This is a genomic window from Mesorhizobium shangrilense (assembly GCF_040537815.1).
GTDB classification, from domain to species: Bacteria; Pseudomonadota; Alphaproteobacteria; order Rhizobiales; family Rhizobiaceae; genus Mesorhizobium; species Mesorhizobium shangrilense.
Window position 1 is genome coordinate 816950 of record NZ_JBEWSZ010000001.1, and the last position, 22690, is coordinate 839639.

General features: G+C 65.0%; 23 protein-coding genes, 1 tRNA gene and 1 riboswitch. Of the genes, 7 read left to right on the forward strand and 17 right to left on the reverse strand.

Annotated elements, in window-relative coordinates; all coding sequences use genetic code 11:
- Nucleotides 1–29 precede the first annotated feature (29 nt).
- Nucleotides 30–105: transfer RNA gene (locus tag ABVQ20_RS04260), tRNA-Lys, on the forward strand.
- A gap of 126 nt (nucleotides 106–231) precedes the next feature.
- On the opposite strand, the gene ABVQ20_RS04265 is transcribed toward ABVQ20_RS04260, so the two are convergent.
- The 9 genes from ABVQ20_RS04265 to cbiE all read right to left on the reverse strand — a co-directional run bounded on the left by ABVQ20_RS04265 (nucleotide 232) and on the right by cbiE (nucleotide 7443).
- Entirely contained in the window at nucleotides 232–624 is a 393-nt protein-coding gene (locus tag ABVQ20_RS04265) for a hypothetical protein (protein WP_354458246.1), read from the reverse strand.
- A gap of 70 nt (nucleotides 625–694) precedes the next feature.
- Nucleotides 695–1036, reverse strand: a complete 342-nt coding sequence (locus tag ABVQ20_RS04270; RefSeq protein ID WP_354458247.1) for a hypothetical protein — start codon at nucleotides 1034–1036, stop codon at nucleotides 695–697.
- 47 nt (nucleotides 1037–1083) lie between these two features.
- Entirely contained in the window at nucleotides 1084–2094 is a 1011-nt protein-coding gene (gene cobT / locus ABVQ20_RS04275) for a nicotinate-nucleotide--dimethylbenzimidazole phosphoribosyltransferase (RefSeq protein WP_354458248.1), read from the reverse strand.
- A 37-nt stretch (nucleotides 2095–2131) separates the two neighbouring features.
- Entirely contained in the window at nucleotides 2132–2911 is a 780-nt protein-coding gene (locus tag ABVQ20_RS04280) for an adenosylcobinamide-GDP ribazoletransferase (protein WP_354458249.1), read from the reverse strand.
- Between the two features lie 42 nt (nucleotides 2912–2953).
- The gene (locus ABVQ20_RS04285) at nucleotides 2954–4264 is read right to left on the reverse strand and encodes a cobyrinic acid a,c-diamide synthase CobB (protein ID WP_354458250.1); all 1311 of its coding nucleotides are present in this window, start codon (nucleotides 4262–4264) and stop codon (nucleotides 2954–2956) included.
- On the reverse strand, nucleotides 4261–5073 hold the full coding sequence (gene cobA / locus ABVQ20_RS04290) for a uroporphyrinogen-III C-methyltransferase (RefSeq protein WP_354458251.1): 813 nt from the start codon (nucleotides 5071–5073) through the stop codon (nucleotides 4261–4263). The genes ABVQ20_RS04285 and cobA overlap by 4 nt, the downstream gene beginning before the upstream one ends.
- On the reverse strand, nucleotides 5070–5834 hold the full coding sequence (gene cobM, locus ABVQ20_RS04295) for a precorrin-4 C(11)-methyltransferase (RefSeq protein WP_354458253.1): 765 nt from the start codon (nucleotides 5832–5834) through the stop codon (nucleotides 5070–5072). Before cobM ends, cobA begins: the two co-directional genes overlap by 4 nt.
- Entirely contained in the window at nucleotides 5831–6217 is a 387-nt protein-coding gene (locus tag ABVQ20_RS04300) for a cobalamin biosynthesis protein (RefSeq protein WP_354458254.1), read from the reverse strand. The genes cobM and ABVQ20_RS04300 overlap by 4 nt, the downstream gene beginning before the upstream one ends.
- Entirely contained in the window at nucleotides 6214–7443 is a 1230-nt protein-coding gene (gene cbiE, locus ABVQ20_RS04305; RefSeq protein WP_354458255.1) for a precorrin-6y C5,15-methyltransferase (decarboxylating) subunit CbiE, read from the reverse strand. Before cbiE ends, ABVQ20_RS04300 begins: the two co-directional genes overlap by 4 nt.
- 112 nt (nucleotides 7444–7555) lie before the next feature.
- Here cbiE and ABVQ20_RS04310 point away from each other — a divergent pair, with 112 nt between their 5' ends.
- Entirely contained in the window at nucleotides 7556–8335 is a 780-nt protein-coding gene (locus ABVQ20_RS04310; RefSeq protein WP_354458256.1) for a cobalt-precorrin-6A reductase, read from the forward strand.
- Here ABVQ20_RS04310 and ABVQ20_RS04315 read toward each other — a convergent pair.
- The 8 genes from ABVQ20_RS04315 to ABVQ20_RS04350 all read right to left on the reverse strand — a co-directional run bounded on the left by ABVQ20_RS04315 (nucleotide 8299) and on the right by ABVQ20_RS04350 (nucleotide 18528).
- Nucleotides 8299–9063: a precorrin-3B C(17)-methyltransferase gene (locus ABVQ20_RS04315; RefSeq protein WP_354458258.1), complete on the reverse strand. Its 765-nt coding sequence runs from the start codon at nucleotides 9061–9063 to the stop codon at nucleotides 8299–8301. The genes ABVQ20_RS04310 and ABVQ20_RS04315 overlap by 37 nt on opposite strands.
- Nucleotides 9060–9821: a precorrin-2 C(20)-methyltransferase gene (locus tag ABVQ20_RS04320; protein ID WP_354458259.1), complete on the reverse strand. Its 762-nt coding sequence runs from the start codon at nucleotides 9819–9821 to the stop codon at nucleotides 9060–9062. Before ABVQ20_RS04320 ends, ABVQ20_RS04315 begins: the two co-directional genes overlap by 4 nt.
- Complete coding sequence (locus tag ABVQ20_RS04325; protein WP_354458261.1) at nucleotides 9818–10450, reverse strand: precorrin-8X methylmutase; 633 nt, start codon at nucleotides 10448–10450, stop codon at nucleotides 9818–9820. Before ABVQ20_RS04325 ends, ABVQ20_RS04320 begins: the two co-directional genes overlap by 4 nt.
- 2 nt (nucleotides 10451–10452) lie before the next feature.
- Nucleotides 10453–11931 (reverse strand): precorrin-3B synthase, encoded by a 1479-nt coding sequence (cobG, locus tag ABVQ20_RS04330; RefSeq protein ID WP_435528321.1) that lies wholly within the window; start codon nucleotides 11929–11931, stop codon nucleotides 10453–10455.
- A complete protein-coding gene (locus tag ABVQ20_RS04335) occupies nucleotides 11928–15566 on the reverse strand; it encodes a cobaltochelatase subunit CobN (RefSeq protein WP_354458263.1) in 3639 nt (1212 codons plus the stop codon). The genes cobG and ABVQ20_RS04335 overlap by 4 nt, the downstream gene beginning before the upstream one ends.
- A 19-nt stretch (nucleotides 15567–15585) precedes the next feature.
- Nucleotides 15586–16623, reverse strand: a complete 1038-nt coding sequence (gene cobW / locus ABVQ20_RS04340) for a cobalamin biosynthesis protein CobW (protein ID WP_354458264.1) — start codon at nucleotides 16621–16623, stop codon at nucleotides 15586–15588.
- A 2-nt stretch (nucleotides 16624–16625) separates the two neighbouring features.
- On the reverse strand, nucleotides 16626–17054 hold the full coding sequence (locus ABVQ20_RS04345) for a DUF1636 family protein (RefSeq protein ID WP_354458265.1): 429 nt from the start codon (nucleotides 17052–17054) through the stop codon (nucleotides 16626–16628).
- A 38-nt stretch (nucleotides 17055–17092) separates the two neighbouring features.
- A riboswitch (cobalamin riboswitch) is annotated at nucleotides 17093–17299 on the reverse strand.
- 29 nt (nucleotides 17300–17328) lie between these two features.
- Complete coding sequence (locus ABVQ20_RS04350) at nucleotides 17329–18528, reverse strand: winged helix-turn-helix domain-containing protein (protein ID WP_354458267.1); 1200 nt, start codon at nucleotides 18526–18528, stop codon at nucleotides 17329–17331.
- Between the two features lie 332 nt (nucleotides 18529–18860).
- Between ABVQ20_RS04350 and ABVQ20_RS04355 the strand changes: the two genes are divergently transcribed.
- The 5 genes from ABVQ20_RS04355 to nuoE are packed head-to-tail and all read left to right on the forward strand — an operon-like array spanning nucleotide 18861 to nucleotide 22688.
- The gene (locus tag ABVQ20_RS04355) at nucleotides 18861–19226 is read left to right on the forward strand and encodes an NADH-quinone oxidoreductase subunit A (protein WP_095087214.1); all 366 of its coding nucleotides are present in this window, start codon (nucleotides 18861–18863) and stop codon (nucleotides 19224–19226) included.
- Nucleotides 19217–19798 carry a NuoB/complex I 20 kDa subunit family protein gene (locus tag ABVQ20_RS04360; protein WP_354458269.1) on the forward strand — a complete coding sequence of 194 codons (582 nt, stop codon included), beginning with the start codon at nucleotides 19217–19219 and terminating at the stop codon, nucleotides 19796–19798. Before ABVQ20_RS04355 ends, ABVQ20_RS04360 begins: the two co-directional genes overlap by 10 nt.
- 4 nt (nucleotides 19799–19802) lie before the next feature.
- Complete coding sequence (locus ABVQ20_RS04365; protein WP_354458270.1) at nucleotides 19803–20408, forward strand: NADH-quinone oxidoreductase subunit C; 606 nt, start codon at nucleotides 19803–19805, stop codon at nucleotides 20406–20408.
- A gap of 9 nt (nucleotides 20409–20417) precedes the next feature.
- The gene (locus ABVQ20_RS04370; protein ID WP_354458271.1) at nucleotides 20418–21608 is read left to right on the forward strand and encodes an NADH-quinone oxidoreductase subunit D; all 1191 of its coding nucleotides are present in this window, start codon (nucleotides 20418–20420) and stop codon (nucleotides 21606–21608) included.
- On the forward strand, nucleotides 21609–22688 hold the full coding sequence (gene nuoE, locus ABVQ20_RS04375) for an NADH-quinone oxidoreductase subunit NuoE (protein ID WP_354458272.1): 1080 nt from the start codon (nucleotides 21609–21611) through the stop codon (nucleotides 22686–22688).
- Nucleotides 22689–22690: the final 2 nt, after the last annotated feature.

Below are 22690 nucleotides of genomic sequence, written 5' to 3' on the forward strand. Positions count from 1 at the left end.
CCGCCAACGCCGGTTTTTGCCGGCCGAGTGGGTGCGTAGCTCAGTTGGTAGAGCAGCTGACTCTTAATCAGCGGGTCCACAGTTCAATCCTGTGCGCACCCACCAAATTCTTCAAAGAGTTGGTGGAAAGACCTTGGACGACGAGGCGCGTTGAAGCGCCTCGTGCCCCGGCAAGTGAGGCTTTGTTCGAAGTTTGAACGGAGGTTCAGGCTGGGCTGCCTCGCTCGAACCTCACGGCACCGACTTGCCGATGCTGGCCTTGAACTTGACCTTCATGGCGATCTGGCCGGTCACCGTGATCTGCGATCCACCGATGCCGCCCATGTTGCGGTCACGGGCGTTGACATTCGTGGTGACGCTGGTGACCTCGCATGTGTCGGCGATGGTCTCGATCACCATTGCGCAACTACCGGCGGCGACCTTGTAGAAGGAGCGAAGACCGGCCTGCTGCTGCACAGCGATATCCTCATCGTCCTTGACTGGAATGCCGATTGTAATGCTGGACTGCACCCTGGCGAATCCATCTTCGCCTGGGCGCAGCGGACGGCCATCAACCATCTGGGAAAACGCCGGCGCGACTGTGCCGCAAAGCAATGCAGTGACAATTGCTGCCTTCAAATACATCGTTTGATCTCCATGTGAGGCTTGCTCATTTCACATGAACAATCAAAATGGCGTTATTATTTTGCCTCAATCACGTTGAAATTTTGATTGATCTGTCTCTGGAGACAGCCCCGCTTGGTAAAAGGTCACGACTGTCGCGCCGGAAGACGCGGCTCAGCAATCTGCCGAATCGGAAGGCAATACTATTCTCCACGCTCTTGCCGGCTTTCCCGCCTGAGAAATCGCTGATGAGCCACCAGAAGAAAACCAGGAAAGCAATGAAAATGGCGGTGTCGACCGGGCCGTGACTTCTGTAGCCGCTGCGCGAAAGCACTATACCAAGTGTGAAAGCCAGAGCGGCAGCAGCGGCGGCAGGATGAAGCTTCTTCATCCCCTGCGGTTTTACTCGAGAATCACTGTCACTGGAAGACATTGTCTTTGCGACGGTGCTTCATAGGCCCGGCCCAACGGTGCGGCAGATTATTTCTCCGACACGCCGGCCTCGGCAAAGCTTGCCATACGGGCGTGACATTCCAGTGCCGAGCGGACGATGTTGACGGCGAGGCAGGCGCCGGAACCTTCGCCGAGCCTCATGCCGAGATCGAGCAGCGGCGGCAGGCCGAGTGCTTCGAGCAAGCCGCGATGGCCCGACTCCGCCGAGACGTGGGCGGCGATGGTGTGGGCGAGGCCTGTCGGGTGCAGCTTTGCCAGCGGCGCGGCGGCGGCAGTGCAGACGAAGCCGTCGAGCAATACGGGTATGCCCAGATGGCGGGCGGCCAGCGTCGCACCAAAGATGGCGGCCAGTTCGCGGCCGCCAAGCGCGGCTGCAACCCCCAGCGGGTCGGAAAGAGCTGCTGCATGACGCTTGAGACCAGCCTCGATCGCGGTCACCTTGCGCTTCAGGCCGGCGTCGTCGACGCCGGTGCCGCGCCCGGTCCATTTTTCCGCGCCGCCACCGAACAAGGCTGCCGAAATGGCGGCGGCCGGCGTGGTGTTGCCGATGCCCATTTCGCCGAAGCAGACCAGGTCGAGGTCCTTCGTCACCGCATTATAGCCGGTCGAAACGGCGGCCAGGAATGCCGCGTCGTCCATGGCAGGCATTTGCGTGAAGTCGCCGGTGGGATGGTCGAGGTCGAGCGCAATGACGTCGAGTTCCGCGCCGGCGATGCGGGCGAGCTGGTTGATGGCGGCGCCGCCGCCGGCGAAATTCGCCACCATCTGCACGGTGACTTCCGATGGGAAGGCCGACACGCCTTGCGCGGTGACGCCGTGGTTGCCGGCGAAGACGAAGACCTTCACGCGGTCGAGCTTCGGCATGTCGCGGCCTTGCCAGCGCGCCAGCCATGCGGCAATGGTTTCCAGCCGGCCGAGGCTGCCCTGCGGCTTGGTCAGCGTGTCCTGGCGGCGGGCGACGGCATTGGCAGAAGAGTCGCTGCCGGCTGGCAGGTCGAGGCAGGCGGCGCGCAGTTCATCGAGTGATTTGAAGGACATGGGGGCAAAGTCTCCAAAAGGGAATCAGGCTGGGGAATCAGGAGAGGGCAACGGAAGCGACGAGAAGCACGGTGATTTCGCTCAGCTGCTGCAGCGCACCGACCGTGTCGCCGGTCTGGCCGCTGATCTGGTTGAGGCAGAGAGCACGGAAGGCGGTAAACAGCAGGCCAAGCAGGATGAGCGCGACAATGGCGCCGCCGAGCCCGAGCAGCAGCAGAGGGACGGCGCCGAGCACCGCGCCAACTACAGCGGTTTGAGCCGAGACTGTCCCGGCACCGGCAGAGAGCCCTTCGGCGCGCGCGGGGGGTAGGAGATGCATGAAAGCGCCGAGAACGCCGCGCGAGGCCGCATGTGCCGCCAGGAGGGTGAACAGGGCCTGTGTAGGATCAACGACCTGCGACAGCACGCTCCAGCGGGTCAGCAGCGACAGAGCCAGCGCCGAAGCACCATAGGCGCCGATGCGACTGTCGCGCATGATCTCCAGTTTTCGGCCACGCGACTTGCCGCCGCCTAAACCATCCGCGACATCGGAAAGCCCGTCCTCATGCAGGCAGCCGGTGCTGAGTATCGTTGCCGAAAGCGCGAGTGCCGCCGCCGGACCCATGGCCAGGCCAAACCGTTCCGCGGTGGCAAAGACGATCGCGCCGATCAGGCCGACGGCAAGGCCGGCGACGGGCGCGGCCCAGATCGCGGCGGCAAGGCTGCGGCCGCGAAATTCGATGACCGGCAGCGGCAGACGGGTGAAGAAGACCAGGCAGAGTGCGATGTCGTCGAGGATCTGCCGGGGCGATGGAGCCGTGCTCCGGATCTTGAGCATGATCCTTTCCGAAAACCGGCTCCCATTTTTCGGAATCATGCTCTAGCCCTTCGCAATGGCATGGAAGAACGTGCCGCTGACATTGCCGCGCCGGTAGCCGGAAGCCCCCAGCGGGTTACCGAGACCATCGGCGAGGTCGGCCAGCGGCTCGTCATTACCGGTAGCTAACATCTGCGCATAGTGGAATTCATGACCACGAATCGCCGCGCCCCGCGCTCCCAAGGGACAATCGGCGCGCAGCCGCGCCTCGCGGTAGCCGAGATTCATCTTCCGCCTGGCGAAGCTGGTGGAATGGCCGAGCAGGCCGAGCATGGCATGTGTTTCGCCGGAAGCATCCTCCAGCGCTTCGCCCAGCACCATGAAGCCGCCACACTCGCCGTGAACCGGCTTCATCTCGGCGAAACGCGCCATCCCGGCGCGAAAGTTCGCGGCGGCGGCGAGCCGGCCGGCGTGGAGTTCGGGATAGCCGCCAGGCAGCCAGCAGACGTCGCAATCCCCGGCGGGCGCTTCATCGGCGAGCGGCGAGAAGGGGACGATCTCGGCGCCGGCCTTGCGCCAATAGGCGGCGACATGCGGATAGAGAAAGGTGAAGGCGGCGTCCTCGGCCAGCGCGATGCGCTGGCCGGGCGGCTGCAACGCGTCGCCAAAATCGCCGGGTGCGGGCGAGAACGGCTTTGCCAGCGCCATGATGGCGTCGAGGTCGAGCGAGCTTTCGACCATGTCGGCCAGCCGGTCGAGATGCGCCATCAGGTTCTCATATTCGCCTGCCTGGACGAGGCCGAGATGGCGCTCGGGCAGGTTCAGGCTGGGATCGCGCATGATGGCGCCGACCACGGGCAGGCCGATGGCCTCTATTGCCTCGCCGCAAAGCCGGCGGTGACGCTCGCTGCCCAGCCGGTTGAGCACCACGCCGGCCATGCGCACATCGGGATCGTAGGTGGCAAAACCCTTGGCCACGGCCGCCGCCGTGGTCGACTGGCCGGAAACGTCGAGCACCAGCAGCACCGGCAGGCCATAGAGCCGGGCGAGATCGGCCGCCGAGCCGGTACGACCTTGCGCCGAAGGAATGCCGTCGAACAGGCCCATGGCGCTTTCGAGGAAGACGAACTCGGCATCGTCGGTTGCGTTACCAGCCAGTGCGTTGAGGAGGGCAGGCGACATCGCCCAGCTGTCGAGATTGACGCCGGAAAGCCCGGTGGCGGCCGTGTGGAAGCCGGGATCGATATAGTCCGGGCCGGACTTGGCGCCACGCACCTTGATGCCGCGCCGCGCCAGCGCGCGCAGGATGCCGATCGTGACGCTGGTCTTGCCCGAGCCGGAACGCGGCGCGCCGATGATGATGGCGCGGGTCATTGTCCGCCCGCCAGGGCCGCGCGCATGGCGACGATGCCGCCGACGACAATCAACGCCGGCGAGGCGAGGCCGGCGGCTGCGGCTTGCTCCGCAAGGGTTGCAAGCGTGGCGACGACAATGCGTTCCTGCGGTGTTGTGGCGGCGACGATCACGGCGGCAGGCGTCGACGGCGCCAGCCCACCTTCCAGCAGCGAGGCGGTGATAGTCGGCAGATTGGCCATTCCCATGTAGATGACCACCGGCTGGCCGGTGCGGGCGATCGCCGCCCAGTCGAGATCGTCATCGGTGCCGGCGGCATGGCCGGTGGCCAGGATCACCGCCTTGTTGATGCCGCGCATGGTGGCGGGGATGCCGGTGGCGGCAAGCGCGCTGAGGCCCGATGTGAGGCCCGGCAGCACGTGGAACGGAATGTTTTCGCGCGCCAGCGCCAACGCCTCTTCGCCGCCGCGACCAAAAATGTAGGGATCGCCGCCCTTCAGCCGGATCACGCGGCGTCCCTCGCGGGCCAGCCGGACCAGCAAGGCGGTGATGTCGTCCTGCTTCATCGATGGCTGGCCGCCGCGCTTGCCGGCATAGAACAGTTCCGCGTCCTCGGCGACCGCGACGATCTCGGGCGACACCAGCGCGTCATAGACCAGCGCATCGCACTGCCCCAAGGCGGCCAGCACGTCCAGCGTCAGGCAGCCGGGATCGCCGGGGCCGGCGCCGGCCAGCCAGACATGGCCGGGCTCCAGCTGGCGCGGCTTGAGGTTCAGTCGTGCCAATGCCTGTCCGACCGTGGTATTTCTGTCTTTGGCGCTGCCGCTCACAATCCATCCCGTCCGCGAAAACGCCGCTGGTAGTGGGCGTCATAAAGTGAACTCTCGCCAAAACCTTCCGCAGCCAGGGACTGGCCGACGAAGATGAGCGCCGTGCGCTCCATCGGGTCTTCAGCCAGCTGCGCCTCGATGGTCGCTAGCGTGCCGGTCAGCACGCGCTCGTCGGGCCAGGAGGCGCGGAAGACCACCGCCACCGGGCAATCGCCGCCATAGTAGGGCGTCAGCTCGGCGACGACTCGGTCAATCGCATGAATGGCAAGATGGATGGCGAGCGTGGCGCCAGTGCGGCCAAAACCGGCCAGCGTTTCGCCGGGCGGCATTTTTGAGGCGCGGCCGGAAATGCGGGTCAGCACCAGGCTTTGCGCGACTTCGGGAATGGTCAGTTCGCGGCGAAGTGCTGCGGCGGCTGCTGCGAAGGAGGGGACGCCCGGCGTCAGCGTGTAGGGAATGCCATGCTTCTCCAAGCGGCGGATCTGCTCGGCGACGGCGCTCCACACCGACAGATCGCCGGAATGCAGGCGCGAGACGTCGTGACCGGCCTTGTGCGCTTCGAGATAGGCGGCTTCGATCTCGTCCAGCGACATCGGTGCCGTATCGATAAGCTTCGTTCCCGGCGCGCAATGCTGCAGCAATTCGGGCGCGACAATGGAGCCGGCATAAAGGCAGACCGGGCAGCTTGCCAGCAGCCTGGCGCCGCGCAGTGTAATGAGGTCGGCGGCACCGGGACCGGCGCCGATGAAGTGGACGGTCACGCCTGATCTCCACTGATGGCAAGGGCACAGGTGACCGGGCCGACGACGGTGCGCGGCCCGAGTAGTCTTGCGCCCTTCCCTGCGGCGGCGAGGGCAGCGGCTTCAGAAACCGACGGCGTGCCGGCCAGTGCCTGCGACAGGTCGGATTTGCTGAGCGTGCCCGGTGACGCGGCCTGAAGGGTGGCGTCATCGACGATGATGACCGGGACGCTCAACGCGCGGCCAGTGGCGGGGATCGCTTCCTCATCCTGTTTGAGCGTTGCGGTGGCTAGGGCTGAAAGCGCCGACATCGCCAGCCCATGCGCTTCGACAGCGGTTTCGATCGCGGCAAGCACGTCCTCGACACTCACGCCCTTGCGGCTGCCTATGCCTGCGATGATCATGGCTTTATCCAAACCCATTGTGTGACCGGCATCGCCGGCCGCCATGCCTGCATGGAACCGACGGGCGAAGCGCGCGATATGGCGATACGCGTGAGATCGCCGCCTAGCATCGCGTGGCGGGCGAGCAGCAGTGTTTCCATCTCCAGCGTCACGGCATTGGCGACGAGACGGCCACCGGCGGGCAGGGCGTCAGTAGCAGCGTCGAGCACACCTTCGTCGCTGCCGCCGCCACCAATGAAAATCGCGTCGGGCGTCTCCAGGCCGGCGAGCGCATGTGGCGCCGATCCTTCCGCAATGACGAGGCCGGGCACGCCGCAATGGGCGGCGTTGCGGCGGATGCGGACGGCGCGGGTCGGGTCGGCTTCTATGGCAATAGTGCGCATCGACGGATGGGCCAGCATCCATTCGATGCCAATCGATCCCGATCCCGCGCCGATGTCCCACAGCAACTCGCCACGCCTGGGTGCCAACGCCGACAGCGTGATGGCGCGCACCTCGCGCTTGGTGATCTGGCCGTCATGCTCGAACAGATGATCGGCGAGGCCGACCGTCAGCGGCAGGATGCGTGCCTGCGGATTTGAATCAAGCTCGATTGCCAGCACATTGAGGGGATTGATGTTTTCGAGGTCGAAGGTGTCGGCGCGGGTCGAGCGTCGGTTCTCGTTCGGACCGCCCAATGCTTCCAGAACCGTCAGTCGCGAGGCGCCGAAATCGAGTTCGGTGAGCACGCGCGCGATCTCCGCCGGCGCATCGCCATCCGACGTCAGCGCCAAAATGCGCGCGTTCGGCTGCAGCAGCGGCCGGATCAGGTCGAGCGGGCGGCCGTGCAACGAGACGGTGTCGATGTCCTGCAGCGCCCAGCCGAGGCGGGCAGCCGCCAGCGAAACGGCTGACGGTGCGGGGATGACGTGCATGTCCCGCGCCTCGACCTTGCGGGCCAGGGTGGCGCCAACGCCATGGAAGAAAGGATCGCCGGAAGCGAGAACGCAGACGCGCCTGCCGGCCAGCGCCAGCACGTCGTGCATCTCGGCGTCGAAGGGGACAGGCCATGGGCGGGCCTCGCCCTTGGCGAAGGACGCGACCAAGGCTAGGTGGCGCTTGCCGCCGAAGATGACTTCGGCCTCGGTGATCAGCCGCTTGGCCTCGTCACCGAGACCCGCTAAACCGTCCTCGCCGATGCCGATGATGGTGAGCCACTGGGGCGTTGGCTGCTTGATTTTTGACATGCCGCGCCGCCCCTCATCCGCCTGCCGGCACCTTCTCCCCGTATAGTGACGGGGAGAAGGGAACTGGCTGCAACGCTGACGGCCTTATTAGGCGCGACCCATCATGGTGCCAATGAAGAAGATTCTGATCTTGGGCGGAACCACGGAAGCCCGGCAACTGGCCGGCATACTGAGCGCTCGCGCGGACCTTTCGATCACGCTGTCGCTGGCTGGTCGCACCGAAAGCCCGGTTGCACAAGGCGTGCCTGTGCGAATCGGGGGATTTGGCGGCGCGGATGGATTGGCTGCCTATCTCGAGGAAATGCGCATCGATCTGCTGATCGACGCCACGCATCCCTATGCAGCGCGTATCTCCGCCAATGCGGCGGCGGCCGCGCGCAAGACCGGCGTGCCGATCTTCGCTTTGCGGCGTCCGGGCTGGCAGCCCGTCAAAGGCGATCGCTGGGTGCTGGTCGACAGTGTCACGGACGCTGTGACAGCGCTGGGCTTGGCGCCGCGCCGCGTCTTCCTGGCGCTCGGACGGCAAGAGGTCGCGGCCTTCGAGGCCGCGCCCCAGCACCACTACCTCATCCGCAGCGTCGATCCGGTCGAACCGAAACTTGCCGTGCCCGATGCCGACTATCTTCTGGCGCGCGGGCCGTTCCGGGAAGCGGATGAGGGCGTGTTGCTTCGGAACCACCGCATCGACGCCATCGTATCCAAGAACAGTGGCGGCGGGGCCACCTACGGCAAGATCGCCGCGGCGCGCGCGCTGGGGATAGAGGTGGTCATGGTCCGCAGGCCGGCTCTGCCGGACGTTCCGTCGGCTGAAACCGCCGAAGCGCTGGCCGCGATTGTTGACCAGTTTGGGGTCGATCATCTTGCCCGTCCCGTGGACGAACGCGGCGTGTAGACCAGCGCCGGCTTGTCGCCGCGCTTGATGATCCTGGTTTCCGGCGAGCCGATGATGATGCAGGTCGACATGTCGGCCTTGGCGGCATCCGCGTCGGCGAGCAGGCACACTTCGATGCGTTCGTCCGGCCGTCCGGCAGCGCGGCCGAAGATGACCGGCGTTGTTCCCGGCAGGATCGCGGTGAGGCATTCGAAGGCGCGGCCAAGCTGCCAGGGCCGGGCCTTGCTGATCGGATTGTAGAGCGCGATGACGAAGCCGGCGCCGGCGGCAGCCAGCAGGCGCAGTTCGATCAGGTCCCACGGCTTCAGATTGTCGGACAGCGAGATGGCGCAGAAATCATGGCCGAGCGGCGCGCCGATGCGCGCGGCGACGGCGAGCATGGCGGTGATGCCCGGCACCATGGCGACATCGACGGCACGCCATTCGGCGGGGCCGGCCTCGATCGCTTCGCAGACGGCGGCGGCCATGGCGAAGACGCCGGGATCGCCGCCGGAGACGACGGCGACGTCATGGCCCTCGGCGGCCTTTGCCAGCGCGTCCTTCGACCGGGCGAGTTCCTCGCGATTGTCGGAGGCGACGCGGGTCTGGTCCGGGCGCAGCTCCAGTCGGTCGAGATAGGGCTTGTAGCCGTAGAAGAACTTTGCTTCGGCGACGGCGCGGCTTGCCTCGGGCGTGACCTGGTCGCTATTGCCCGGCCCAAGGCCGATGACAGTGAGACGGCCGCTCATGCGCCAGCCTCCAGGGATGCGTCGGGTCTGCCGCACCAGCCGGCGACCAGCACGATGGCGAAATAGGGCGCCTTGTCGTCCGGCTTGTCTGCAAGCTTCATGGAAACGCTTCCGGCCATGGTGCCGCGCTCGACATAGACGGCGCGCGCCAGCTTGCCGGTGGCTTCCAGTGCCCGCCTGATCTTGGGCAGGTTGCGGCCGACCTTCATGATGACGGCGGCATCGGTGTCGGCGAGACGGCGCGTCAGTTCGAATTCGCTCATGGTACCGGGAAGCACGGTCAGCACGTCGTCGCCCTGGACGATCGGCAGGCCGTTGGCCGACCAGCAGCCGGACATGGCGGTGATGCCGGGAATGACTTCGGTCGGGAAGCGATGCGCCAGGCGCACATGCAGATGCATGTAGGAGCCGTAGAACAGCGGGTCGCCCTCGGATAGCACGGCAACCATGCGGCCTGCCTGAAGGTGTTCGGCCACCTTCTCTGCCGATTCTTCATAGAAGCCCGTGATCTGCGAACGATAGTCGTCGTGATCCTTGTCGATTTCGGTGGTCACGGGATAGAGCAGCGGCAGTTCAACCATATCCGGTCGGAAGCGCGCTTCGACGATGGTCCGCGCATTGCTGTTGTTGCCGCGTTTGGCGAAATAGGCGACGACATCGGCCTCGGCCAGAGCACGCGCGGCCTTCAGCGTCAGCAGTTCGGGGTCGCCGGGACCGGTGCCGACGCCGACGAGGCGGCCTTTTGCAATGGCGTTCACAGGCCGGGCCTCGCCAGGGAATTGAGCGCGGCGGCGGTCATGGCGCTGCCGCCCAGCCTGCCGCGCACGATGGCGTAGGGCACGCCATAGGAATTCTCGGCCAGCGCATCCTTCGATTCGGCCGCACCGACGAAACCCACGGGCATGCCGATGATGGCCGCCGGCTTCGGCGCGCCGTCGCGTAGTTTCTCCAGCAGGTAGAAGAGTGCTGTCGGCGCATTGCCGATGGCGACGACCGAACCCGCCATGCGCTCGCCCCACAGGTCGATGGCTGCGGCCGAGCGGGTGTTGCCGATCTCCTTGGCGATTTCGTGTGTGCGCGGGTCACGCAAGGTGCAGATGACCTCGTTGCCGGCCGGCAGGCGGGCACGGGTGACGCCGTGGGAGACCATTTCTGCGTCGCAGAAGATCGGCGCGCCGGCGCTTAATGCGGAACGCGCGGCGGCAACGAAGTCCTTCGAGAAGACAAAATGGCTGGCGGCTTCGACCTGCCCGCAGGCATGAATCATGCGGATCGCGACATCTGCCTCGGCGTCGGAAAAGCGCGTGAGGTCGGCCTCGGCGCGAATGATGGCGAAGGAGCGCTCGTAGATCGCCGTGCCGTCATGGATGTAGTCGTAGGCGGGCATGGTCATTCCTGTCGGTAAGCCTCGGTGATGCCCATCGCGCCAAGCCGTGTCAGGCAGGCGGCGGCGGTCTCGCCGGGAAGTCGTGCGCTACGGACGGTTGCCGCCACGCGGCCGATGCCGCGCGCGGCGTCATAGCGCGGCCTGTAGCCGGCAGGAAGAGCCTTTGCCGTCGCGTTCACGACAAGTCCGGCTCCGTTTTCGCCGCCGACCAAAGTGAGTGTGGCCGGGCCTGGGTGAGCGCAACCCTTGGCGCAGCCGGAAATGTGCAGTGTGAAGTCGAGAATATCGGGGTTTTCAGCGGCGATTGTCTCGGCAATGTCGCGGGTCGCGATGCGGCCGGAGGCGCAGGCTGGCGTGCCGGGGCAGGCGGCAATGCGTGTGCGCGGGTCGGTTGGGGAGGTGATGAAGCCGAGGGTGGCGGCTGCGTTCTGAAGTGCGGCGCATGCGGCTGCTGATTGGCCGAGGAAAAGCAGAGCGCGGCCCGGCGCGAGGCGGATTTCGGTTGTTCCCAGGGTGAGGGCGCGTTGTACGAGATCGATGATCTTGTCTGCCGGCATGCTGCCATAGGGCAGGCCGATGCCGAGGGCGAGGCCGGGTGTGGCCAGATCGAAAATTCCGATGGGTCGGAGTTCCTTCGCGCCCCCCTCTGTCCTGCCGGACATCTCCCCCACAGGTGGGGAGATAGGCAGTTCGGGCGCCGGCTCTCCCTTTTCAACAAGGGCTGCTGCAACACTGGTGATTGGCGAAAGCGGTGATGACAGCGCAATCTCCCCCCTCGTGAGGGAGATGTCCGACAGGACAGAGGGGGGCGCGAAGGAATGCCAGCTTGCGAGCGATCTTAGCTGCCTCTCCGTCAAATCCTTTGCATGAGCCTCGCGGCCTTTTTCGGCGATCATTCTGAGAGAAGCGACGGTGATGTCGCGGGCTGCACTTTCATCGGCAAGGACGAGTGGCCTCGCATTTTGTCCGTCACCCGCGGCAGACACCTGCCAGCGAATCTCGCCATCGATCCGCGTTGCCACCAGCCGCACATCGGCCGTGACCGCATCCAGCGTCAGTTGCCCGCCGCCGTCGACGACGACCGAAACCTTCGGCCCCAACCGCTGCGTCAGCCCGGCGTCTTCAACCGCCGCCCTGATCCGTTCAGCCAGCGGGCGCGGATCGGCGATTTCCCGTGGATCGATACCTGCCAGTGCCCCGGTCTCGACGGGCACGCCGGTGCGCACCGCGATGCCCAGTGCATCGACCTCCGCCGCCAGCAAAGGCGCGCTTGCCGACGTCAGGCCGCGTGTCTGCAGGCTGCCGCGCGCGGTGACCTCCATGATGCCGTTGCCATGGCGCAGGGCGGATTCAGCGAGTCCTATCAACAGCTTCGGCGATAATCCTCCAGCGACAGGGTTGAGCCGCACCAAAAGGCCATCGCCGGTCTGCATCGGCGCGGACAGTGCGGGACAGGCGCCCCGGCGCGAGAAGGCGTTCATGCCGCCACCCCGAGCGCCTGGGCCTCGGTGATCAATGCCGTGAGATCGTCATCGATGGAATTGCGCAAGGGGTGCCACAGACCACGCCGGCGCGCCGAAAGGAAACGCTCGGCGATGACTTTCGCGGCCGCCGGATTCTCGCGCAGGATGAAGGCGCGAACCAGGGGATCGCCGACATAGGCATCATGCACCGCCTCGATCAGCGCACCCGATATAGCGTGGGTGGTTTCGGCGAAGCCGACGAGACGGTCGACCGTCTCAGCGAATTCCGAGGCGCCGCGCGGGCCGTGGCGCATCTGCCCGGCGATGAAACGGGGATTGACCGCGCGGGCGCGCACCACCCGCGATACGGCCTCACCAACCGAGCGCGGCTTCGGCTTTTGCGGATCGGTGGTGTCGAGCACGATGACATCGGCGTTCCTGCCCAGTGCCGCGAGCGCCGCCGAAAAACCGCCGATAAAGGCGACGTCAGCGGAACCCTCCAGGATATCGCGGCCGGGATCGTCGCCGGTATGGACGAGAAGATCGGCTTCGGCGATACGGGTTTCAAAGGCGCCTGGCGAGGAGACACCTTCGCCATCAGCGCCGCCATAGGCATGCGAGGTGGCGTCGAGATAGGCGCGGCCGATTTCTTCGCGCGCGGCCCAATCGCCGCTGGACAAAAGATCCTCGACGCCGGCGCCATAGGTGCCTGGTGATGTGCCAAAAATGCGTGGGGTGATCTTGCCGTCCGCACGGCTCCTTGCCGCGAGCGGGTTTTCCGAATCCTCTTCGTCGCGCCCGGCAACGGCGTTGGCAGCGGCATCGATCAGCGCGATCTGCGTCGGGAACATGTCACGGAACAGGCCGGAAATGCGCCATGTGACATCGACGCGCGGGCGGCCGAGCGTGGCCGGCGGCAGCACCTCGATGCCGGTGATGCGGCCAGTCGCGGAATCCCATTGCGGCCGGCAACCCATCAGCGCCAGGCCTTGTGCGATCTCCTCGCCGCCGGTGCGCAGCGAGGCCGAGCCCCAGAGATCGATGACCAGCGAGCGTGGCCAGTCGCCATGCGATTGCATGTAGCCGCGCACCACTTCCTCCGCCGCCGCCTTGCCCAGGTCATAGGCCGTCGGCGTCGGCATGGTGCGCGGGTCCGATGTAAACAGGTTGCGGCCGGTGGGCAGCACGTCGCTGCGTCCACGCGCTGGCGCGCCGGCCGGACCTGCCTTGACATGGCGGCCATCGAGAGCGGCGAGCAGCGCTGTCTTCTCGGCCCTTGCGCTCTCCTGACGCATCGCGTCGAGTTCACCCTCCGGCGCGCGGCCATAGATATGCAGCCCGTCCTTGATGGCGAAATCCTTGAGATCGCAGAGCCAGGCATCGATGCGGCGCAACGCTTCGTCCGGTGCGTCCGTCTTGGCGACGCCGGCTTCGGAGGCGAGGCCGGTCTTTTGGGCGGTATCGACGATCAGTTTTGCCAAGCGGTCGCGGCGGCGGCGGTCTAGGCCGTCGGCCTGGGCATATTCGTCGACCAGGCGTTCGAGCTGGTGCTGGTTTTCGTCGAGGCCGGCGCCGGTGAGAGGTGGCGGCAAATGGCCGAGCGTGACGGCGGCGATGCGCCGCTTGGCTTGTGCCGCCTCGCCGGGGTTGGAGACGATGAAGGGATAGATGACGGGCAGGGCACCGGTGACGATTTCGGGAAAGCAGTTTTCCGACAGCGCGACGGTTTTGCCGGGCAGCCATTCCAGCGTGCCATGCGCGCCGACATGGATGAGGGCGTGGACGCCGAGCGATTTGCGCAACCATAGGCCGAAGGCGAGCAGGGCATGGCGCGGGGGGAGCGTCGGGTCGTGGTAGTCCGCGCGGCGGTCGGCTGAGCGGCCGCGATCGGGAGCGAGGGCCACGGTGACGTTGCCGAATGTGGCGGCGCGGAAGGGGAAGCTTGCGGTGGCCGGCGCTTGAACACCCCCCTCTGTCCTGCCGGACATCTCCCCCTCAAGGGGGGAGATCGGCAGCTTCGGCGCTCCGTCCGCTTCTGCGATGCTGACGACGAGCGAAGGCGGAGATGAGAGCGTAATCTCCCCCCTTGAGGGGGAGATGTCCGGCAGGACAGAGGGGGGTGCCTCGCACAAACCTGTCTCATCTTCAGCCGTGCCCCAAGCGCCTTCGACAGCAGCAATTGCTGCTGTCGGCAATCCAGCCGAGAAGGATAGGTAATCCTGCAAGGCCAACCCGTGCTCACCCGCTTCCAGCAGATCCAGCAATTCACGCGGCGTTTGCGGAATCCCATCAACCACATAACCCTGTTCCTTCAGGTCATGCAGCATGGCGAGTACGCTGGAGGGCACGTCGAGGCCGACGGCATAGCCGGTGCGGCCGGGTGCGCTCGGGTAGTCGGGGATCAGGATGGCGAGTTTACGCTCGGCACATGACGCGCGCTGCAAGCGGATGAAAGCCTCGATACGGCTCGCCACCTGCGCCACGCGGTCGGATTCAGGCCGGTTGGCAAATGCGCGATGGCCAAGTGCCGGATCGACATCGCTTTCGTCCTTGAAGGAAATCGCGCCTGCGAGGATACGGCCGTCGAGCTCGGGCAGCACGACATGCATGGCGAGATCGGCGGGCGCCAGGCCGCGCTGGTTGTTTTCCCAAACGTCGCGGCGGGTCGTGGCGACGATGACCTGGAAGACCGGCACGCCGGCACGGTCGAACAGGGTTTCGACGCCGGGTTCAGCACCGGAGGCGAAAGCGGTCGCGGTTATGATGGCGGCCGGCTTTAGCGCGGCAAACGCGGTCTCGACGAAGGCGAGTGACGTTGGGTCTTTCAGGCTGGAGACGAAAATGGGGACCGGGAGCATGCCGCGCTGGCTGAGCGCTTCAAATAGAGCGTCGATCGGTGCGACATCAGCGGCCAGCAGCATTGATCGGTAGAACAGGATAGGCACGACCTTTCCCTCCCCCTCGAGGGAAGGGTGGCCGGCAGGGTCGGGTGGGGTCGATGCGACCGGGCTCGGCTTATCTTGAAGTCGGCGCACTGCCGCAGCGACCCCACCCCCGGCCTGCGGCTGGACCCTCCCCTCGAGGGGGAGGGGAACCACACCGCGATCCGGTTCGTAGTAGCCGGCTTTGGGGACTGTGACTGGCTCGACAACTTCTGCCTGCAACCCTGCCAACCCAGCCAGTCGCCGCACCAGCGCGCTCATATTCGCCGGGCCACCCTCGCGAAAATAGTCGAGCAGGCCGTCGAGCTCCTCGCGCGGCAGCGTCGAGGCTTCGATCAGGCGCAGATCCTCGTCGCGGCATTCGCCGGGCAGCAGCGCCAGTTTTATGCCGCGTGCGCGGGCGGTCGAGGCAAGCTGGTCGCAGCCGTAGCGCCACCAGTCGTAGCCGCCGAGGATGCGCACCAGGATGATCTTGGCATGGCGGGCGACGCTGTCGACCCAGAGGTCGACGGACATGGGATGGCGCAGGTCACGCAGCGCCGCCAGCCGCATCGAGGGCAGGCGGCCGGCATCGGCTTTCCAGGCCGCCGCCAGTCCGGCGAGATCGCTGTCGGTGAAGGACAGGGCCACGATATCCGCCGGCGTCTGCCGCAGATCGACGGGCTCGGCGAGATCGTCGAGCGAGGCGGATGTCGTGGTGAGGATGTGCATCGCGGCCCGTGTCTGAAAATCAGCCGGCGAGTATACGCTCGATCGCCGGACGGTTCAGCCCCTTGAGGCCAATGACGACGAGACGCGAACGACGGTCGTCCTCGGGGGTCCAGGCGCGGTCGTAGTAATGGTTGACGCGCGGGCCGACGGCCTGCAGCAAAAGCCGCATCGGCTTGCCGCCGACCTCCACGAAGCCCTTCACGCGCAGCACGTTCTCTTCTTCGGCTACGGTGGCGACGCGCTTTGCCAGTTCGTCGGGATTGGCGATCGAGGCAATGTCGACAATGAACGTGTCGAAGTCGTCATGCTCGTGGTCGAATGCGCCGTCATGATGGGATTTGCGGTTCTCGATGTCGTCCTCGACGGCGAGACCAAGCCCAAGCAGCACGGAGGGATCGACCTTGCCGTGAGACGTCGGCACGATCTTCACGGCACGGGCGGAGTGTTCGTTGATGATGGCGTTGGCGCGGGCCGAACCGGCGGCGTCCATCAGGTCGCTCTTCGACAGGATGATCAGGTCGGCGCAAGCGATCTGGTCCTCGAACACTTCCTCGACCGGATCGTCGTGGTCGAGCGTCTCGTCCTCAACGCGCTGCGCCTGCAGGGCTTCCATATCGTTGGCAACACGGCCTTCGGCCAGCGCCGGGCCGTCCACCACGGCGATAACGCCATCGACCGTTACCCGGCTCTTCACTGTCGGCCACTGAAAGGCCTGAACCAGCGGCTTGGGCAGAGCGAGGCCCGACGTCTCTATAAGTATGTGGTCGACCTTTGGCGTCAGCGACAGGATCTGGTCGAGCGCCGGCACGAAGTCGTCGGCGACGGTGCAGCAGATGCAGCCATTGGCCAGTTCGACGATGTTTTCCTCCGGGCAGGTGTCGATGCCGCAGCCCTTGAGGATTTCGCCGTCGATGCCGATGTCGCCGAATTCGTTGACGATGATCGCAATACGCTTGCCGCCGGCGTTTTCCAGGAGATGGCGGACCAGCGTCGTCTTGCCGGCGCCGAGGAAGCCGGTGATGACGGTGCAGGGAACACGAGAGACGGAAGCGGTCATGGTCAGTCCTTCAACATGTCGAGGGGAGGGATGCGGGCAACAAGGCCGCGCTTGAGGCTATCGGGACGGCCACGCCACGGAATGAGGCCATCGGTCGAGGTGGCGAAGAGTTTTGCGCCGGTGACCAGATCGGCGCCGCTGGTCGCGGTCAGGTCGCCGAAGACGTAGCTCCAGCAGCCATCGCGCAGGATGGCCGCGCTGAGCCGGCGCTTGCAGTTACCGAGACATTCGACGCTGCGGATGCGGATATCTTCGCCGGATGCGGCGCGGCGCGTATCTTCGGCCAGCAGTTCGCCGGCGCGGGGATGGGCGTCGGAGCCGGTTTCGTCGCGGCATGATGCGCAGACGATGACGGTGACCTTTTCGAGGGCATTGTCATGGCCGGATGAAAAATCCGCTCTTCCAGCCGAAAGACTGCTGTCGTGATCCAAATCTTGCTCCTTGCCCGGAAACCCGCCGGGCGATCGGATTCTTCTTGTCGCAGACGGCAGGTCTCCTGGCTCGCGGGTCATCGCCTTGGGTAGCCGCCTTCCCGGGAACATCCCAGTGGTTTTCGGCTTCGGCTCGTCGCTTACAGTTGCGGGGACAGCCGCGGATTTGGGATTTTCGATCCCGCACCGCATTCCCTCTTGGCTCCTCCCTTTGAAGAGAAGAGACCGTCTGGAGCGGATTTAGGCTTTTGCGGGCAGCGGTGTCAACGCGAGCTTACGACACGGCGATGTCGGCCAGCGCCGGACCCAGATCACCAGCCGGCGTCACTTCAATGCGTTCAAGCCCGAGCCAGCCTTGCATCTGCTTCAATTCCTCGAAGAGCTGGGCGGCGGTTTCAGGCGGCGCGCCGGGTTCGGCATAGGCGGCATGGACGCGCAGCACGCTCGCCGGGCGGTCGGCCTTGAGGTCGACGCGCGCGACGATCCTGTCACCGAGCAGGAACGGCAGGACGTAATAGCCGTATTGCCGCTTGTCAGCCGGCGTATAGATCTCGATGCGGTAGCGGAAATCGAACAGGCGCTCCGAGCGCGATCGTTCGAAGACGACCGGATCGAAAGGCGCCAGCAGGGCGCGGGCCTCGATTTTTCGTGGCAGGCGCGCGTCCTTGTGAAGGTAAGCCGGCTTGTCCCAGCCCTCGACGCGCACCGGCATCAACTCGCCGAGATCGATCAGTTCCTCGAGCCGCCCCTTCATGTCGGCGGGGGAGAGGCGGAAATAGTCGCGCAGGTCGCCGGCCGTCGCCACGCCGTGGGCGCGGGCGGAGATTCGCAGCAATTCGCGGTGCGCGTCCTCGGCGGCGGGCACCGGCAGATCTAGGATCGCCTGCGGCAGTACGCGCTCTGGCAGATCGTAGAATCGCTCGAAACCGCGACGGTGCGCCGTGGTGATGCGCCCGGCCCAGAACAGCCATTCGAAGGCGTGCTTGGCATGGCTCCAGCCCCACCAGCCGCCCGAGCCTTTCTGACCTTCCAGCGCGGAAGCCGCGATCGGGCCCCGATCAACGACGTGCCGGTAGATCTCTTCGACATAGGCGGCATGTTCACGCCCCCATTTGGCCAGCCCGGTATACATTTCATCGCCACGCTCGGCCCGTTCCATCCGCCAGCGCATCAGCGGGTAGGTTTCGACCGGCAGGAAGGAGGCTTCGTGGGCCCAGTATTCGAACACCGTGCGCTTGCGCGTCACCGCGGCGTTGTCGAGCAAAGCGAGCGGGTAGGGGCCAAGCCGCGAATAGAGCGGCATATAATGAGCGCGCACCACCGCGCTGACGGAATCGATCTGCAGCAGGCCGGTACGGGCGAGCACGCGACCGAGATGGCGTCGATCGGGCGTGCCGGCCGGTCTGGCGTCCATGAAACCCTGGGCGGCAAGAGCGATGCGCCGGGCCATGGGAAGCGAGATTTTTTCCTTCATGCGGGTGCGACTCTGATGGGGGTTCGGGATGGAGTAAGATCGTGATTCCGCGGAATGCTAGCAGGGTTTTGGCGGGATATATGTCAGGAGAGAAAAGTGGAGTAAAAAGTGAAGGAAATCAAACAGGAGCGTATCGGACCAGTTTCCCCGTATATGCCGTCCAGGTCGGTGTTTTGAACAAGGTTTGACTTGCTTCGCCGAAAGCGCTGCGCTAACCCTCGCCGCGTTGCAGCATAGAGCCCCTAAAACGGTTCAGCGGTTAAACTGTCACGCTTCCGCAAGTGGGTCTGGTGCTGTAATCAAAGTGGATTGGCGCCAACGGAAAGCCGAGCATGAACGCACTTCTAGGTTCATACCTGCCCATCGTCCTGTTCATCGGCGTGGCACTTGTGGTCGGCCTTGCGCTGCTGGCGGCGCCCTTCCTGGTGGCCTACCGCAACCCCGATCCCGAAAAGCTTTCCGCTTACGAGTGCGGTTTCAACTCGTTCGACGACGCCCGCATGAAATTCGACATCCGCTTCTACCTGGTGTCGATCCTGTTCATCATCTTCGATCTGGAAGTTGCCTTCCTGTTCCCATGGGCGGTGTCTTTCTCGAAGATCGGCATGCTCGGCTTCTGGTCGATGATGGTCTTCCTGGCGGTGCTGACCATCGGCTTTGCCTATGAATGGAAAAAAGGAGCGCTGGAATGGGATTGAGCGACAGTTCCGGCACGCTCGTCGCGCCGAAGCCCAAGGGTCTCATCGATCCCAACACCGGCAGGCCGGTGGGGGAGGACGATCCCTTCTTCCTCGAAATCAACAATGAGTTGGCCGACAAGGGTTTTCTCGTCACCTCGACGGAAGCGCTGATCACCTGGGCACGCAGCGGCTCGCTGATGTTCATGACCTTCGGCCTCGCCTGCTGCGCGGTCGAGATGATCCACACCTCGATGCCGCGCTATGACTCGGAGCGCTTCGGCGTCGCGCCGCGCGCGTCTCCGCGCCAGTCCGACATCATGATCGTGGCGGGTACGCTGACCAACAAGATGGCGCCCGCGCTGCGCAAGGTCTATGACCAGATGCCGGAGCCGCGCTACGTCATCTCGATGGGCTCGTGCGCCAATGGCGGCGGCTACTATCACTATTCCTATTCGGTGGTGCGCGGCTGCGATCGCGTCGTGCCGGTTGACATCTATGTGCCCGGCTGTCCGCCGAGCGCCGAGGCGCTGCTCTACGGCATTCTTCTGCTGCAGAAGAAGATTCGCCGCACCGGCACGATCGAACGGTAAATCCATGGCCGCATCCTTAAGCGAACTGTCGACTTATCTCGGCGAGAAACTGAGCGGCCGCGTCTCGGACGCGGTGCTCGCCTATGGCGAACTCACCTTGCATGTCGAGCCGAATGCTATCATCGAAGTGGTGACCTTCCTGCGTGACGACGCACGCTGCCAGTTCATCTCGATTATCGATGTCTGCGGCGCCGACTATCCGTCGCGCGCCAGGCGCTTCGATGTCGTCTATCATCTCCTGTCGCCGAAGCAGAACGTCCGCATCCGCATCAAGGTGCAGGCCGACGAAGAGACGATGGTGCCTTCAATTACCGGCGTTTATCCCGGCGCCGACTGGTTCGAGCGCGAGACCTACGATCTCTATGGCGTGCTGTTCTCGGGGCACCCGGACCTGCGCCGCCTGCTGACCGACTACGGTTTCGAAGGCCATCCGCTGCGCAAGGATTTTCCGCTGACCGGCTTCGTCGAGGTGCGCTACGACGACGAAGCCAAGCGCGTCATCTACGAGCCGGTGGAATTGAAGCAGGAATTCCGCAATTTCGATTTTCTCTCGCCATGGGAAGGGACTGATTACGTCCTGCCGGGCGACGAAAAAGCCAAGACGAATTGAGGCGCCACAATGGCTGAGACCTCCGTCCGCAATTTCAACATCAATTTCGGCCCGCAGCATCCGGCAGCGCACGGCGTTCTGCGCCTTGTGCTGGAGTTGGACGGCGAGGTGGTCGATCGCGTCGACCCGCATATCGGACTGCTGCATCGCGGCACCGAAAAGCTGATCGAGGCCAAGACCTATCTGCAGGCGGTGCCTTATCTCGACCGGCTCGACTATTGCGCGCCGATGAACCAGGAGCATGCTTTCGCGCTTGCGGTCGAACGGCTGCTCGGCATCGAGGTGCCGAAGCGCGGCCAGCTCATCCGCGTGCTCTATTCAGAGATGGGACGCATCATGTCGCACATCCTGAATGTGACGACGCAGGCGATGGACGTCGGCGCGCTGACGCCGCCGCTGTGGGGTTTCGTCGAACGCGAAAAGCTGATGGTATTCTACGAGCGGGCTTCCGGCTCGCGCATGCATGCCGCCTATTTCCGTCCCGGTGGCGTTCATCAGGACCTGCCGCAGAAGTTGGTCGAGGACATCGGCAAGTGGATCGATCCATTTCTGAAATCGATCGATGACCTCGATGCGCTGCTGACCGGCAACCGCATCTTCAAGCAGCGCAATGTCGACATCGGCATTGTTTCGCTGGCCGATGCCTGGGCCTGGGGCTTTTCGGGCGTCATGGTGCGCGGCTCGGGTGCTGCCTGGGACCTGCGCAAGTCGCAGCCCTACGAATGCTATGCCGAGATGGATTTCGACATTCCGATCGGCAAGAATGGCGACTGTTTCGACCGCTACCTGTTGCGCATGGAAGAGATGCGCCAGTCGGCCAAGATCATGCGCCAGTGCGTCGATCTGCTGCTCGGCAAGGAACTCACCGGACCGGTTTCGACCCTCGACGGCAAGATCGTGCCGCCGAAGCGCCAGGCGATGAAGCGCTCGATGGAAGCGCTCATCCACCATTTCAAGCTCTACACCGAGGGTTACCGCGTGCCGGCCGGCGAGGTCTATGCGGCCGTCGAGGCGCCGAAGGGCGAGTTCGGCGTCTATCTGGTCTCCGACGGCTCCAACAAGCCCTATCGCTGCAAGCTGCGCGCGCCCGGTTTCGCGCATCTCCAGGCCATGGATTTCCTGTGCCGTGGCCACATGCTGGCCGACGTCACCGCCGTTCTCGGCTCCCTCGACATCGTGTTTGGTGAGGTCGATCGCTAAATGTCAGTCCGCCGTCTCGCAGAAGCCAGCGTCCAGCCAGCATCCTTCGCCTTCAACCGGGCGAACGCCGCAGCGGCGAAGCAATGGATCAAGAAGTATCCGAAGGGCCGCGAACAGTCCGCGATCATCCCGCTGCTGATGATTGCGCAGGAACAGGAAGGCTGGGTGACGAAGGCGGCGATCGAGACGATTTCCGACATGCTCGGCATGCCCCGCATCCGCGGACTCGAGGTCGCGACCTTCTACACGCAGTACCAGCTGAACCCGGTCGGCACGCGTGCCCACATCCAGGTCTGCGGCACCACGCCCTGCATGCTGCGCGGCTCGGAAGCGCTGATGGACGTGTGCCGCTCCAAGATCCATCACGACCAGTTCCACACCAACGACAAGGGCACTTTGTCGTGGGAAGAGGTCGAATGCCTGGGTGCCTGCGTCAACGCGCCGATGGTCATGGTCTTCAAGGACACTTTCGAGGACCTGACGCCGGAGCGGCTTGCCGAGATCATCGATCTTTATGATGCGGGCAAGGGCGCCTCGGTGATGCCGGGGCCGCAGAACGGCCGCACCGGCTCGGAGCCGGCCTCCGGCCTGACGACGCTGACCAACGAAAAGGCGATCCTCAAGTCGACCCGCGACAGGGAAGCAAAGGCTGCTTCCAAGGCCGCCAAGGAAGCGGCGCCAGCCGCTGTCGCCGCTCCAGCGGCAACCGCGCCAGCTGCTCCGGCACAAGCACCGGCTGCTCCGGTAGCGCAGGCGCCAGCCGTGAAAGCCGAGGCCAAGCCAGCAAAGCCGTCGCTGGAGGACAAGAACCGCCCGGCCGGCATCGACAGGCCAGCGCTGGTCGACGATCTCAAGCTGATCTCGGGCGTCGGCCCGAAGATCGAGGGCATCCTGCATTCACTGGGCATCTTCACCTTCGCGCAGGTCGCGTCGTGGAAGAAGGCCGAGCGCGAGTGGGTTGATGGCTATCTGAGCTTCCACGGCCGCATCGACCGCGACGACTGGGTCAAGCAGGCCAAGGCGCTCGCCAAGGGTGGCGTCGCCGAATACATCCGCGTCTTCGGCAAGAAGCCGGTCTGAGG

Excerpts from the sequence above, each read along its gene's own strand:
- ABVQ20_RS04265 (WP_354458246.1), bottom strand. The coding sequence starts at position 624 with ATGTATTTGAAGGCAGCAATTGTCACTGCATTGCTTTGCGGCACAGTC.
- ABVQ20_RS04270 (WP_354458247.1), bottom strand. The coding sequence starts at position 1,036 with ATGTCTTCCAGTGACAGTGATTCTCGAGTAAAACCGCAGGGGATGAAG.
- cobT (WP_354458248.1), bottom strand. The coding sequence starts at position 2,094 with ATGTCCTTCAAATCACTCGATGAACTGCGCGCCGCCTGCCTCGACCTG.
- ABVQ20_RS04280 (WP_354458249.1), bottom strand. The coding sequence starts at position 2,911 with ATGCTCAAGATCCGGAGCACGGCTCCATCGCCCCGGCAGATCCTCGAC.
- ABVQ20_RS04285 (WP_354458250.1), bottom strand. The coding sequence starts at position 4,264 with ATGACCCGCGCCATCATCATCGGCGCGCCGCGTTCCGGCTCGGGCAAG.
- ABVQ20_RS04300 (WP_354458254.1), bottom strand. The coding sequence starts at position 6,217 with ATGATCATCGCAGGCATAGGCAGCCGCAAGGGCGTGAGTGTCGAGGAC.
- cbiE (WP_354458255.1), bottom strand. The coding sequence starts at position 7,443 with ATGTCAAAAATCAAGCAGCCAACGCCCCAGTGGCTCACCATCATCGGC.
- ABVQ20_RS04310 (WP_354458256.1), top strand. The coding sequence starts at position 7,556 with ATGAAGAAGATTCTGATCTTGGGCGGAACCACGGAAGCCCGGCAACTG.
- ABVQ20_RS04315 (WP_354458258.1), bottom strand. The coding sequence starts at position 9,063 with ATGAGCGGCCGTCTCACTGTCATCGGCCTTGGGCCGGGCAATAGCGAC.
- ABVQ20_RS04325 (WP_354458261.1), bottom strand. The coding sequence starts at position 10,450 with ATGCCCGCCTACGACTACATCCATGACGGCACGGCGATCTACGAGCGC.
- cobG (WP_435528321.1), bottom strand. The coding sequence starts at position 11,931 with ATGAACGCCTTCTCGCGCCGGGGCGCCTGTCCCGCACTGTCCGCGCCG.
- ABVQ20_RS04335 (WP_354458263.1), bottom strand. The coding sequence starts at position 15,566 with ATGCACATCCTCACCACGACATCCGCCTCGCTCGACGATCTCGCCGAG.
- cobW (WP_354458264.1), bottom strand. The coding sequence starts at position 16,623 with ATGACCGCTTCCGTCTCTCGTGTTCCCTGCACCGTCATCACCGGCTTC.
- ABVQ20_RS04350 (WP_354458267.1), bottom strand. The coding sequence starts at position 18,528 with ATGAAGGAAAAAATCTCGCTTCCCATGGCCCGGCGCATCGCTCTTGCC.
- ABVQ20_RS04355 (WP_095087214.1), top strand. The coding sequence starts at position 18,861 with ATGAACGCACTTCTAGGTTCATACCTGCCCATCGTCCTGTTCATCGGC.
- ABVQ20_RS04360 (WP_354458269.1), top strand. The coding sequence starts at position 19,217 with ATGGGATTGAGCGACAGTTCCGGCACGCTCGTCGCGCCGAAGCCCAAG.
- ABVQ20_RS04365 (WP_354458270.1), top strand. The coding sequence starts at position 19,803 with ATGGCCGCATCCTTAAGCGAACTGTCGACTTATCTCGGCGAGAAACTG.
- ABVQ20_RS04370 (WP_354458271.1), top strand. The coding sequence starts at position 20,418 with ATGGCTGAGACCTCCGTCCGCAATTTCAACATCAATTTCGGCCCGCAG.
- nuoE (WP_354458272.1), top strand. The coding sequence starts at position 21,609 with ATGTCAGTCCGCCGTCTCGCAGAAGCCAGCGTCCAGCCAGCATCCTTC.